Raw genomic sequence first — 12,444 nt, 5'->3', positions numbered from 1 at the left:
TCCCCGCCGGAGGCGCCCGCAGGTTCCACCCGCACCACCACCGGGCGACGGGGCCGCCTGCAACATTTTCTGTCCACAAATATCCCGCGGGGGTCCGGGGGCGCGAAGCCCCCGGCGCTGTCCTTGCCACCGGCGCGACCGCCGGCGGGCATCCCTCAGCGGGCCTGGGCGATGGTCTGTTCCAGCCAGGGCAGGTAGTTCGACACCCGCGTATAGGCCGAGAACAGCGCATCCTCGGCGCAGCGGTTTTCCGGGCCCGCGGCGAGGCCCCAGCTGACCACACCCGCCTGCACATAGCTGCCGTCGTCGAGCGGCACCACCAGCGGCCCGCCGCTATCGCCCTGGCAGGCGGTGCGGCCGCCCTCGAACGTGCCCGAACACAGCATGTTTTCCGACATCGGCAGCGGCACGCGCGCGATGAACTCTTCCCACGCCGATTGCGCGCCGTCCTCGGTGAAGCCGAACACCTGCGCGGCATAGGCGAAGCCCTTCACCGCCTCGGCCGCCCGCGCCTCCAGCATCGCCTGGTTGCACAGGTCGCGCGACATCATCTGGATCTCGGCCTGGCGCATGTCGGCGGGGTGGTCGCCCCCCTCGACAAGGCCCCATCCGGTGACGATCGTCGTCACCCCGGGCTGGTCGAGCATGTCGCCGAATTCGGCATCGGGCACCTTGATCGTCGCATAGTCCGTGTTCGGCGCGCGGGCCAGCCGGATCAGCGCGATGTCGTTGTCGAAGGCCGTGCCGACATAGCCGGGGTGGCGGTAGATCCCCCGCACCGGCACCAGATCGCCCTGTTTCGGGGCAAGCGTGTTGGACCCCGCCAGCACGGTGATCGCCCCGGGCGGCAGGTCGGCGTAGGTGCCGTCCTCGTCGGCCATATGCACGCAATGCGCCGCCGTCAGCACCCAGGTGTCGAGCAAAAGCGTACCGCCGCAGAACTGCGCATCGGGGCCCACGGGTTCGCCGGTGATCATCAGCGCCACCTGCCAGGGCCAGGCGCCGTCGGGCGCGGGTTCGCCGCCGATGACGCGGCCGGCCTCGCCCTTGGCCTCGACCTCGGCCAGATGGGCCTTCTTGCGCCCGCTTTTGGCATAGGCGAAGGGCGAGGCCGCGGCGGCGGATGCCTCTGGCGGGGCGAAGGCGGGGGTTTGCGCCGCGGCGGGCAGCGCAAGGGCCAGCGCGAGCGCGGTGGCAAGAGAGGGGGTTTTCATCGGCGGTCCTCCGGTGGTGCGATCAGGGTCGGGCCGGCGCCAGCAGCCGCACAGGCTGGCGCAGGACGGTGAAGGGAGTCAGTTTCGGTGCGGCCAGCGTGCGGCTGGCGGCGGGGTCCATCAGCCGGTCCAGCGCAGCGGCAAGGCCATCGGCGGATCCCAGGGCGCGGCTGGCGCCCGGTTCGGCCAGATGCGACAGGTCGGTGCGCGGCGCCATGTCCCCTGCGGCGACGGCAACGGCGAGGATCTCCTCCGCCGCGGCGCGCCCGTCGGGGGATTCGACGCGCAGCCCGACACGGGCGGATTCGCCCCGCGCGATGCGGTTCGACAGCCCCCCCTGCGGCCAGAGCACCGTCAGCCGCCAGTCGCGGTCGAGATAGAACAGCGTCACGTCCTGCGCCTTGCCGGAACGGTTGGACAGCGTCAGCCACAGCTCGTCACAGGCCGCCACGCCCTTGGCCGGGTCGACGGGGGCGGGGGCGCCGGTCGCGGGGCCGCAGCCCTGCGGGCCGGGCGCGCCGGGGCGGCGGTCGACAGCCAGCGCCAGCGGCGGGCCGCCGATGGCAAAGCCGCGCGCCGCCCCCTGCGCGCTGCCAAGCGCCGCGCGCAGCCGCAGGGCATGGCCGGCATCGGCCAGCAGCACCGCCAGCCGGTCGGCCGCGCCCGGGCCGGGGTCCACCCGGGGCGAGGCACCGGGGCCTGCCGCATCCAGCACCCCGTCCGACCCGGCGAAGGCCAGTCCCCCGCCCGGCAGCGCGACGGGAACCAGATCGGCCTCTGCCAGCGCCCAGTCGGCCAGCCCCGCCTCCACCGCCGCGGCCAGCAGGTCGGGCCAGTCGCCCGCGCCGTCCGGTTCCATCGGGCGCAGGCGCAGCGGCGGGGGCGGGGCGGGGGCGGTGACTTCCGCCTGCCCCGCCTGCGGCAGGGTCTGGCCGGGTTCGGCCACCAGCGCCGCCGTGGTCGCCGTCAACCGGGCCAGCCGCGCCCGCGCGACCGGCTCCCCTGCGGTGGCGGAAGGATAGAGCGCAACCTCGGTCCCCTCGGTCAGGCCCCACAGCAGGCCCGCCTGCAACCGCCCGCCGGCAAAGCCGATCCGCCGCGCGCCCGCGCTGGCGCCGAACACGGGGGTGCCGAAAACCGGGGCGTCCAGCATCGGGCCCTCGCCATCCGGGGTCTGCACGGCGGATCCGCGCTGCATCGTGTCGCGCACCTCGGCCAGCACCTGACCCCATGTCGCCTGCGGCGCGGCCAGCAGCACCGCCGCCAGTTGCCGGGTGAAGGCGCCGTACCAGCCCTGCCCCTCTGCCAGCGGATATTCGAACGCGCGCTGGTCGGATTGCGCGGCATAGAGGAACACGAACTCCCCCGTGACCGGCGGGCGCGGGGCGGTGGCGGCGGCGACCGGCGCATCGTCGGGGATGCCCAGTTGCGCGGGCCTCAGCACGCGCGCCGCCCCTGCCCCCCCGAGCGCGCGAAAGCCGGTGGCGGAATGGCAGGCGTCGATCACCCCCACCAGCCGCGCCCCGCGGTCGAGCACCGCCTGCAGGCGCGGCTGCAATTCATCGTCCACAATCGCGTTTTCCACCGCGCCGATCGCGCCCTTCCAGCCCGCGGCATCCATGGGCAGCAGGATCTCGTCATAGCCCCCCATCTCGTCGCCGTCCCGGTCGGGGGCCTGGCTGCCGTGGCCCGAGAAATGGAAAAAGGCCAGATCCCCGGGGCCCGAGGCCACGGCCAGCGCATCCAGCGCCGCAAGGATCGCATCGCGCGTGGGCGCGCCCGTCGCCACGCCCGCGGGCAGGCCGGTGGGATCGGTGGTCAGCACGGTGATCGCCGCGGGGTCCGCGCCGCGGGCCATCAGCACCTCGGCCATCAGCCGGACATCGTTTTCCGGGCCCTTCAGGTCGGCGCCGGGCAGATTGGCATAGACCCCCACCCCCACCAGCAGCGCGCGCAGGGTTTCCGCGTGCAGCGGCGCGGCGAGGCAGGTCAGCATCAGGGCGGCGGCAAGACGGTGGATCATGGCCCGCAGGATAGGGGCGGCGGAAAACCGCGCAACCCTTCGGACAGGGGGTATGGGGCGGATGACGGCGCTTGTCATCCATCGGGGGGAGAGGGCGCCAGAATTTTCCATCCGAAAAACTCCGGTGCGGGCGGCCCCGGTCACGGCGTCACCGCGACGGTCCGCGCCGGCGCGATCCGCCGCCCGCCCTGCGCGGCCATGCGTTCGGCCACCGCATCGCCCCCGAAACTGTGGAGAAAGCCGTTGAACTCCGCGCTGGCCCGGGTGGCGGCGCGCCCGGCCGCGATCACCCTGTCCACCTGATCGGGGGTCAGCCGCAGCCGCGTGGGAATGGCGTTGAGCGCCTTGCGCGCCTCGGGGTCCAGCCCCTCGAACGACACCTCGCCCACGAACAGCTTCACGTCGCGGCAATCCCAGCCCGCGGCGGTGCCGCGCAGCCGGCGCACCTCTGCCGGCGGCAGGGCGCAGCGCCATTCCACCAGATCCTCCTGCCAGCGGCGCAACTCGCCCCGCATCGCGTCATAGCCCGCCCGCGTCGCGGCGCCGAGCGAGGCCCCGGCGATCGACATCGCCAGTTGCGCGCCGCCGGGGCCGGGGATCTTCTGCGTCCAGCCGTAATCGACCTCCACCCCCGCATTGGCGACGAGGAACAGAAGCCGCTTGAGCCGCACGGCCTCTGCCGGGGTCATGGGCGCATAGGCGGCCCGCGCGCGGGCGCGTTCGACGGCAAGCCCGGTGGTGCCGAAATTGTCGGTGATCCCGCCGTCGAGCAGTTTGACGTATTTCACCGCCGCCGGGTCGGCATAGCTTTCCAGCGCGCGGGCATGGGCGCGCATCGCCGCCGTCGCCTCGGGGTTGTGGCGCGCGGCGGTCAGCCAGTCGGGTTCGGCATAGGCGCATTCGCCCTGATGCGCCTCCAGCACGATGGGCGAGAACACCAGCGGGAAGGCGGCAGAGGCGGCGACCGCCTCTGACAGCGGCAGGGACGACAGGTCGGAACAGAGCGCGTCGAAGGTTTCGGGCGAGAACAGAAACGGCGTGCGGTTCGCCATGTCGGTGGCGTTGATCCAGGTCTTGACCCGCGAGCGCGCGCGCAGGTCGCCGAAGGTCGCCCCGTGGTAGAGCGTTTCGTCCAGATAACGCGCGAAGGTGGCCCGCCCGTTCGCGCCCCCCGACAGGCCCCGGACGATGGTCAGCGGGTTCAGGGGCGAATTGGCCATGTATGTTTCGGCATCCGTGACCAGATACCGTTCGCGATAGCCCCGCAGCCCCGCAGGCCCGTGAAGCCCCAGTTGCGCCGCCGTCACCGACCCGCCGGACACGCCGGACACCAGCCGCACATTGTCCAGCAACCCGTTGGGCGTGCCGGTGGGCGCCTCGCGCAAAGCCTCTGCCATGCCATAGGCGAAGGCCGATGCCCGCATGCCCCCGCCGGAAAAGGCAAGGCCCACGTAAAGCTCGTCCTCGCCCGGCGGGCCCGGGGCGGGGTCGACCAGCGGCGGGTTGGCGCCGTCGTGCAGCGCCCGGTTGATGGGCGCATTGACCGCCGAACAGGCGGCCAGAAGGCCGAGGGCCGCGAGGGTCAGGGAACGGATCATGGGGCGGATTCGGGGCAATGCGACGGGCGGCAGCTTAGCGCCTGCCGCCACGTCACAAACCCCCTGACCGGGTGGGGCGCCAAAATTTTTCGGACGAAAAATTTTGATGTTCAGCCCCGCGCCTCGGGCGGCAGCGGGGGCCAGCCGATTTCCACCGCAAACCCCTGCGCCACCGGGGGCAACTCCAGCCGCGCGCCATGCCGCACCGCGATCGCGCGCACCAGCGCGAGGCCGAGCCCGTGGCCCGCCACCGCCCGGTCGCGGCCGGCGCGGGTGAAGCGGTCCAGCGCCGTGGCGCGCAGGTCGGCGGGCATGCCGGGGCCGGTATCGGCCAGCGCCAGCACCTGCCGCCCGCCCTCGGCCCGCAGCGTCAGGCGCAGGGCGTCGCCGGGGCGGCAGAACTTCACCGCATTGTCCAGCAGGTTCGCCAGCGCCTGCGCGATCAGGGTGCGGTCGCCCAAGATCCACAGGTCCGGGGCGATCTCGGCGGCGGGGGTCAGGCCCCTGTCCTCTGCCAACGGTTCGTATAGATCCCAGACCTCGGCCGCCAATGCCGACAGGTCCACCGGCACCAGCCCGCCCGCGCCTGCGTCGGCCTCTGCCCGGCTGATGTCCAGCAGGCTGTCGAAGATGCGGATGGTGGCGCGCATTTCGGCGCGCAGGTCATCCACCACCGTTTCCTGCCCCGCGATACGGGTCAGCTTTTGCAGCATCCGGTTCAGCGGCGTGCGCAGTTCGTGCGCGATGGTGTCGGACAGGCGGTGCGTCGCGCGGTTGAGGTTGCCGATGCGGTCCAGCATGGCATGGACATGGGTTTCCAGCAGGCCGAATTCGTCGCCCGCACGCGGCCCCGGCAGGCGGGCATCCAGATCCCCCGCCGCCACCCGGTCGGCCAGCGCGTTGATCGCCCGGATGCGTGCCATGATCCGCCGCGCGGCCAGCCAGCCCACCGCCGCCCCCGCCGCCAGCATCGCCAGCGCGATCCCCGCGATCCCCCGGCGCAGGGCGGCGAGCGTGGCATCCGCCGCCGCCAGCGGATGGGCGACCAGCAGCGCAAAGCCCCCCGGCAGGTCGCGCGCCACGCCCAGATGGCGTGCGCCGTCGACGGTAAAAACCGCCGCCCCCTCTGGCGTGAAGCCCGCCGCCGTCCGCGGCACCCCTCCGGGCCACTCCGCAAGGTTTCCGGCCAGCACCTGCCCCTGCTTGCCCAGCAACAGCAGCAGCCCCGGCCCCCCGGCGGCCAGCCGGTAGTCTATCGCCTGCCGCAGCGCGATGATCCGCCGCTGGTCGTAAAGCGCGCCGAGCCCCTCCATATCCGCCGCCAGCAGCGCCACCTGCCCCGCGTGCAGCCGGTCCGCCACCAGCCGGTATTGCAGCGCCATCCCCGCCAGCGACAGCACCGCCACCGCCGCCGCCACCAGCGCCGCCAGCCGCAAGGTGGCGCGCGGCAGGCTCACGCGCCCTCCACCGCGGGGACGGGGAAAAAGACATAGCCTTCCCCCCGCGCGGTCAGGATCAGGGGGCGCCCGGCAGCCTGTTCCAGCTTGCGGCGCAGCCGGCCCACATGCACGTCCACCACATTGGTCTGGGGGTCGAAATGCAGGTTCCACACAGTTTCCAGCAACTGCATCCGCGTCACCACCTGCCCGGCGTGGCGGGCGAAATGGACCACCAGCGCGAATTCGCGGGGCGACACCGGCACATGCCGCGTGCCCACATGCACCGTGCGCGCCTTCAGCCGGATTTCCACATCCCCGAAGGCGATCAGATCGTTGTCCAGAACCTGCATCTGCCCCCGCCGCAGCAGCGCGCGCAGCCGGGCGCGCAGCTCGTCAGGCTCGAACGGCTTGGCGAGGTAGTCGTCCGCGCCCCGTTCCAACCCCTCCACCCGGTTCGCGGCGCGGCCCAGGGCCGACAGCACCAGCACCAGCGCGGTCGATCCGCCCGCCCGCAGCGCCGCCAGCGCCGCGATCCCGTCGCCGCCGGGCAACATGCGGTCGAGCACGATCACCGCCGGATCCCCGGCCCGCGCCGCCGCCAGCCCCTCGGCCAGCGTGGCGGCCAGCGCCACGCGCGTGCCCAGCCCCCGGGCGATGGCGGCCACGGCGGCGGCGGTCTCGGCGTCATCCTCGATGATCAGGATCAGGGGGTCGGCGGGGTCGGGCATGGCACACTCCGCCGCCATGTCAGAACACCACCACGGCGGGGTCAAGCACATTCGCGCCCCCCACCGGGCGGAACCGGGTCCGGCTTTCCCAGGGGTCGAGCAGCACATGCAGGGTGGACCCGTCCGACCGGCGCACCAGCAGCAGCACGGCGGCCCTATGCACCGCCGCACGCAGCGCCGCGGCATCGCCGAAGGGGCGGCCGTCCACCGTCACCACCCGGTCGCCGATGGACAGCCCCGCATTGCGCGCCGGGCTGTTGTCGGTGACGCGGGTCACGCGGCCGGTGTCGTCGATCTCTATCCCCATGCGGGCGAGGTCGTAGCCCTGCACCTTCTGCACCGCCGCCCCGCCGCGGCTGACGCCGGCCAGTTCCATCGGCCGGGGCGCAAGGTCCATCACCAGCGCCAGCGGCTGGCCGCCGCGGCGCAGCGTCACCCGCGCGCGCCCCGCGGCCAGCGCCGCATCCACGGCAAAGGCCAGATCGCCCGGCGCCGCCACCGCCGCGCCGTCCACCGCAAGGATCACGTCGCCCGGCCGCAGCCCGGCCCGCGCCGCAAGCCCGCCCGCCGCCACATGATCGACCAGCACGCCGCCCGGATCCATCCCGAGCGCCGCCGCGATGCGCCCCGTCACCTCGCGCCCGCGCAGGCCCAGTTGCGGCACCGCGGGCAGTTCGCCGGACAGCATCAGCGGCACCAGCCGGTCCAGATCCGCCGCCGGGATCGCATAGGAAATCCCGGCGTAGAAGCGCGAGCCGTCGGCGATGCGGCTGTTCATGCCGACCAGACGGCCTTGCGCATCCACCAGCGGCCCGCCCGAGGATCCCGGGTTCACCGCCGCGTCATGCTGGATCATGCGGATCGGCACCGCCGGTTCCACCTGCCGCGCCATCGCCGACACCATGCCCTGCGTCAGGGTGGAGGCGATCTCCAGCGGCGCGCCCACGGCATAGACGGTCTGGCCAAGCTGCGGCGCAGGCCCCGCCACCAGCCCGGGCGCGGCGCCGGGGCCGAGCGCGATGACCGCGATGTCGCGCACCGGGTCGCGCACCAGCACTTCGGCGATCTCCACCCGCCCGTCGTGGTGGATGATGCGGACCTCTGCCGCCTCGCCCACCACATGCGCGTTGGTCAGCGCCAGCCCCCCGTCGCCCCAGACGAAGGCGGAACCCAGAAACCGCGCCTCGGGGTCGGCGGAACGCACCACCAGCGTCGCCGCCACCACGCGGTCGAGCGCGGCAGCCCCCGCGCGGGCCGGCAGGGCGGCCAGCGCGGTCAGCAGCGCCAGCGCGATCAGCACGCCCGCAAAAGGGCGCAGGAAGGGGGTCGTCAGGGTCGTGGCACGCATCCGGGCCTCCTCGATGTCTCTGGCCCGCAGGCTAGGGGGCGGGGCGCGGGGGATCACGTGACAAAACCCGTCACCCGAGATTCGCCGCTGGACGGATGGCCCGCGCCGCCGCATCCTGCCCCCATCGCCCAGGACCCGGAGCCCCGATGCCGCCCTTCCTTCGCCCCGCCGCCCTTGCGCTGATGCTGGCCGCGACGCCGCTGGCGGCCGAACCCGACCTGTCGCCCCTGCGCCGGGCGGAACTGTCGGCGCGCCTTTACGCCGCCGGGCAGGCAGCGGGCGACGCGCTGCTGGTGCTGGCGGCGGCGCGGCTGCGCAAGACCATCGCCCCCGCGCCCGGCGGCCCCGCCCCCGCCGCGCCCGAGGCGCCCGAGGGCGGCGCGCCGCTGGACTGGCGGGCGATGCTGGATGCCGCCGCCGCGCTGGCCCCGGGCGATCCGCTGATCGCCGGGCTGATCGAGGATACGCGGGCAGAGGCCGACAAGGGCGTGCTGTCGGGCCCGATCTACGGCATCGCCGCCCTGTCGCCGGGCAAGGCCGACCTTTACGAGCATATCGACTTTCGCGGCGGCGAATATGCCGAGGTCTATGTCGAGGCGAAAAAGCCCACCGACATGCAGCTTTATGTCGAGGACGACCGCGGCCGGCTGGTCTGTTCGGACACCGACAAGAGCCATATCGCCTATTGCGGCTGGCGGCCCGCCGAAACCGGCCGCTTCACCCTGCGCGTGGAAAACCGTGGCCGCATGCGGTCGGACTATGCGCTGATGACCAACTGAGCAGGAGTCGCCGATGCCCCGCCGCCTGATCCTTTCCGCCGCGCTGGCGCTTTTCGCCCTGCCCGCCGCCCTGCCCGCCGCCGCGCGCGACAATCACGCGCTGCTGGTCGGCGCATCGCAATATCCCAATCTGGCAGAGGCGTTCTGGCTGAAAGGTCCGACAAATGATGTCGCGCTGGTGCAACGCTATCTGACCACCGCCGCGCCGGTGCCCTTTGCGCCCGAAAACGTCACCGTTCTGGCCGATGGCCAGCCGGGGGCCACGGCGCCGACGCTGGCCGCCATCCGTCAGGCGGTGGCGGATCTGACCGCGCGGGTGCAGCCCGGCGATTTCGTCTACCTGCATTTTTCCGGCCACGGCAGCCAGGCCCCGGCGGCGGACCCGGCAAGCGAACTGGACGGGCTGGACGAATTGTTCCTGCCCGTCGACATCGGCCCCTGGAACGACAGCGTGGCCCATGTGGAAAACGCGCTGGTGGATGACGAGATCGGGCAGATGCTCGACGGGTTGCGGGCGAAGGGCGCGGATGTCTGGGTGGTGTTCGACGCCTGCCATTCCGGCACCGCCACCCGCGCCGCGCCCTCGGGCGAGGAAGAGGTGCGCGCGCGGCAACTGCCGCCCTCGGCGCTCGGCATCCCCGAGGATGCGCTGGAAGGGGCGAGCCGCGCCCTGCCCGCCGCCGCTGCAGCCGACCCCCGCGCACCCGCGGAACCGCCGGTGCCGCTGGCCGCCGGATCGGGCCGCCTGATCGCCTTTTTCGCCGCGCAGACGAACGAGACGACGCCGGAAAAGAACCTGCCGCGCGGCCAGCCGGGGCGCATGCCGCTTGGCGTCTTTACCCATACCCTGTTCGAGACGCTGGCCGAATATCCCGGCGCGACCTACCGGCAGGTCGCGCAGGAGGTGCTGCGCAAATACGCCGTCCAGAACCTCGCCCGGTCCACGCCGCTGTTCGAAGGCGATCTGGACGCGGTGGTCTTTTCCGCCGACCCCGCGCCGCGCGTGTCGCAATGGCCGGCGGTGGCCGACGGGGCTGAACTGACCCTGCCCGCGGGCCGCCTGCACGGGTTGGGCGAGGGCAGCCTTCTGGCCGTCATGGCCTCTGCCGCCGATCCGCTGGGCGCAGCACTCGGCTATGTGCAGGTGACGGCGGCCGACACTTTCACCGCCCGCGCGGTGCCGGTGGCGCATGCGGGGATGGCGCCGCCCGCCGACCTGCCGCGCGGGGTGCAGCTGCGCAAGACGGCCGCCGAGATGGATTTCTCGCTTGCCGTCGCGCTGCCCGAAGGCGACAGCCCCCCCGCCGCCGCCATGCGCGCCGCCGCCGGACGCATCGCCCAAGACGGGCTTCTGGGCGCGCGCATCCGGCTGGTGGACCCGGGGGCGGACGCCGATCTGCGCCTTGCCGTGATCCCCGACAGCCCGCGGCCCGATGCCGTCTGGGTACTGCCCGCGACGGGGCTGGTGGACCGCGAGGCACTGGCGCGCACGCCCTCGGTATCCACCGCCGACAAGGATACCGATGCGCTGGCCGCGACCATGGCCGACACGATCACCCATATGGCGCGGGCGATCAACCTGATGAAACTGGGCGCGGGGCTGGCAGGCGACGGCGCGCTGGATGTCGAGGCGCGGTTGCTGACGCGGCCCGCCGGGGCGGTGGCGCTGGCCCCCCTGCCCGGCGGCGGCGTGCCCCGCCTGATCCCCGACGACGAAGTGCATATGGAGGCCGTGAACCACACCGACCGGCCGGTGGACATCAACATCCTCTATGTCGGGTCGGACTATGCGATCACCGCCTTTCCGCCGCAGCGGCTCCACCCCGGCGACCGGCTGCAACAGGGGCTGTTCCGCATCACCGACGCCGCCTTCGGCCGCGACCGGCTGGTGATGATCCTGACGCCTGCCGAACGCGGCAGCGCGGTGGAGGATCTGACCTTCATGGCGCAAGAGGCGCTGGACCTGACGCGCAGCGCGCGGGGCCCGCGGGGGCTGGATGCGGCGCTGCGCGAGGCGGGTTTCGGCACCACGACGCGGGCGGTGGTGGCGCTGTCCGCCCCTGCGCCCTCGGGCCCCGCCCCGGCGATCCTGCAGTTCGAGCTGGACACCGTACCGGCGGACTGACCGGCGGCGGGACTTACCCGCCCGTCAGCCGCGCATGTTCCTGCAAGGCGAAACGGTCGGTCATGCCCGCCACGTAATCGGCCACCACGCGGGCCAGCGCGGTTTCATCCCCCGCGCGGGCCACATCGGCGCGCCATTCGTCGGGCAGCAGGTCGGGGCGCGCCATGAACAGCGGGAACAGGTCGCGCACCACCGCCGTCACCCGCGCGCGTTCGCGCATGACCGAGGGCGCGCGGTACATCCGCTGGAACAGGAAGGCGCGGATCGCCTTGAGTTCCTGATAGAGCGGTTTGGAAAAGCGGATCACCGTGCCTTCCATCGCACGGATGTCGTCCACGCTGCGCGGCTGCGCGGCCTCCAGCCGGTTCTTGGCCACCGCGATCACATCCTCGACCATCCGCCCGAACACGCGCCGCAGCGCCTCGTGCCGCCGCCGCATGCGTTCCAACCCGGGGTAGAGCCGGTCGACCTCGGCGAAGGCGGGGCCGGTGACGGGCAGGCCCATCAGGTCGTCCTCGTCGAAAAGGCCCGACCGCAGGCCGTCGTGCAGATCGTGGTGCGAATAGGCGACGTCATCGGCGATGGCGGCCACCTGCGCCTCGGCGCTGGCGAAGGTGGACAGGTCCAGATCCCATTCGGCGTTCACCTCGGCCAGCGCATACGGCAGGGGGCCGGCATGTTTCGGATCGGCGAGGGGACCCGTCAGGGGGCCGTTGTGCTTGGCGATGCCTTCCAGCGTTTCCCATGTCAGGTTCAGCCCGTCGAATTCGGCATAATGCCGTTCCAGCCGCGTCACGATCCGCAGCGCCTGCGCGTTGTGGTCGAACCCGCCATAGGGCGCCATCAGTTCGGCCAGCGCATCCTCGCCCGTATGGCCGAAGGGGGTGTGGCCGAGGTCATGGGCCAGCGCGATCGCCTCTGCCAGATCGGTGTCGAGGCCCAGAACCCCCGCCAGCGTGCGCGCCACCTGCGCCACCTCGATCGAATGGGTCAGGCGGGTGCGGTAATAGTCGCCCTCGTGTTCCACGAAGACCTGCGTCTTGTGTTTCAGCCGCCGGAAGGCCGACGAATGGATGATCCGGTCGCGGTCGCGCTGGAAGGGGCTGCGGAAGGTGCTCAGCCCCTCGGGGTAGCGCCGCCCGCGGCTGGCGGCGGGGTCGCAGGCATAGGGTGCGCGCATCGGCATCTCC

Annotated in this window: 9 protein-coding genes; 2 read left to right on the top strand and 7 right to left on the bottom strand. The window is 72.8% G+C overall.

Annotated elements, in window-relative coordinates; translation table 11 throughout:
• Nucleotides 1–155: 155 nt before the first annotated feature.
• From RGD00_RS05320 to RGD00_RS05295, 6 genes are all read right to left on the bottom strand, one after another.
• Nucleotides 156–1,214, bottom strand: coding sequence for a serine protease (locus tag RGD00_RS05320; RefSeq protein WP_310456256.1), 1,059 nt, complete (start codon nt 1,212–1,214; stop codon nt 156–158).
• 22 nt (nt 1,215–1,236) lie between these two features.
• On the bottom strand, nt 1,237–3,237 hold the full coding sequence (locus RGD00_RS05315) for a caspase family protein (protein ID WP_310456255.1): 2,001 nt from the start codon (nt 3,235–3,237) through the stop codon (nt 1,237–1,239).
• 140 nt (nt 3,238–3,377) lie between these two features.
• Nucleotides 3,378–4,835 (bottom strand): patatin-like phospholipase family protein, encoded by a 1,458-nt coding sequence (locus RGD00_RS05310; protein WP_310456254.1) that lies wholly within the window; start codon nt 4,833–4,835, stop codon nt 3,378–3,380.
• Nucleotides 4,836–4,945: 110 nt separating this feature from the next.
• On the bottom strand, nt 4,946–6,292 hold the full coding sequence (locus tag RGD00_RS05305; protein WP_310456253.1) for a HAMP domain-containing sensor histidine kinase: 1,347 nt from the start codon (nt 6,290–6,292) through the stop codon (nt 4,946–4,948).
• Complete coding sequence (locus RGD00_RS05300) at nt 6,289–7,002, bottom strand: response regulator transcription factor (protein ID WP_310456252.1); 714 nt, start codon at nt 7,000–7,002, stop codon at nt 6,289–6,291. Before RGD00_RS05300 ends, RGD00_RS05305 begins: the two co-directional genes overlap by 4 nt.
• 19 nt (nt 7,003–7,021) lie before the next feature.
• Entirely contained in the window at nt 7,022–8,350 is a 1,329-nt protein-coding gene (locus RGD00_RS05295; RefSeq protein ID WP_310456251.1) for a S1C family serine protease, read from the bottom strand.
• Nucleotides 8,351–8,496: 146 nt separating this feature from the next.
• On the opposite strand from RGD00_RS05295, the gene RGD00_RS05290 reads away from it, so the two are divergent.
• Together RGD00_RS05290 and RGD00_RS05285 are read left to right on the top strand one after the other, a co-directional pair.
• Nucleotides 8,497–9,129: a hypothetical protein gene (locus RGD00_RS05290; RefSeq protein ID WP_310456250.1), complete on the top strand. Its 633-nt coding sequence runs from the start codon at nt 8,497–8,499 to the stop codon at nt 9,127–9,129.
• A 13-nt stretch (nt 9,130–9,142) separates the two neighbouring features.
• Complete coding sequence (locus RGD00_RS05285) at nt 9,143–11,254, top strand: caspase family protein (RefSeq protein WP_310456249.1); 2,112 nt, start codon at nt 9,143–9,145, stop codon at nt 11,252–11,254.
• 13 nt (nt 11,255–11,267) lie between these two features.
• Here RGD00_RS05285 and RGD00_RS05280 read toward each other — a convergent pair whose 3' ends face one another.
• Nucleotides 11,268–12,434 carry a deoxyguanosinetriphosphate triphosphohydrolase gene (locus RGD00_RS05280; protein WP_310456248.1) on the bottom strand — a complete coding sequence of 389 codons (1,167 nt, stop codon included), beginning with the start codon at nt 12,432–12,434 and terminating at the stop codon, nt 11,268–11,270.
• Nucleotides 12,435–12,444: the final 10 nt, after the last annotated feature.

The organism is Ruixingdingia sedimenti (assembly GCF_031432425.1).
Lineage (GTDB): Bacteria > Pseudomonadota > Alphaproteobacteria > Rhodobacterales > Rhodobacteraceae > Ruixingdingia > Ruixingdingia sedimenti.
This window is presented reverse-complemented; position numbering and strand designations above follow the sequence as displayed.

Coding starts and splice junctions, on each gene's coding strand:
- RGD00_RS05285 (WP_310456249.1), top strand. CDS start 9,143: ATGCCCCGCCGCCTGATCCTTTCCGCCGCGCTGGCGCTTTTCGCCCTG.
- RGD00_RS05320 (WP_310456256.1), bottom strand. CDS start 1,214: ATGAAAACCCCCTCTCTTGCCACCGCGCTCGCGCTGGCCCTTGCGCTG.
- RGD00_RS05280 (WP_310456248.1), bottom strand. CDS start 12,434: ATGCGCGCACCCTATGCCTGCGACCCCGCCGCCAGCCGCGGGCGGCGC.
- RGD00_RS05290 (WP_310456250.1), top strand. CDS start 8,497: ATGCCGCCCTTCCTTCGCCCCGCCGCCCTTGCGCTGATGCTGGCCGCG.
- RGD00_RS05300 (WP_310456252.1), bottom strand. CDS start 7,002: ATGCCCGACCCCGCCGACCCCCTGATCCTGATCATCGAGGATGACGCC.
- RGD00_RS05315 (WP_310456255.1), bottom strand. CDS start 3,237: ATGATCCACCGTCTTGCCGCCGCCCTGATGCTGACCTGCCTCGCCGCG.
- RGD00_RS05295 (WP_310456251.1), bottom strand. CDS start 8,350: ATGCGTGCCACGACCCTGACGACCCCCTTCCTGCGCCCTTTTGCGGGC.
- RGD00_RS05310 (WP_310456254.1), bottom strand. CDS start 4,835: ATGATCCGTTCCCTGACCCTCGCGGCCCTCGGCCTTCTGGCCGCCTGT.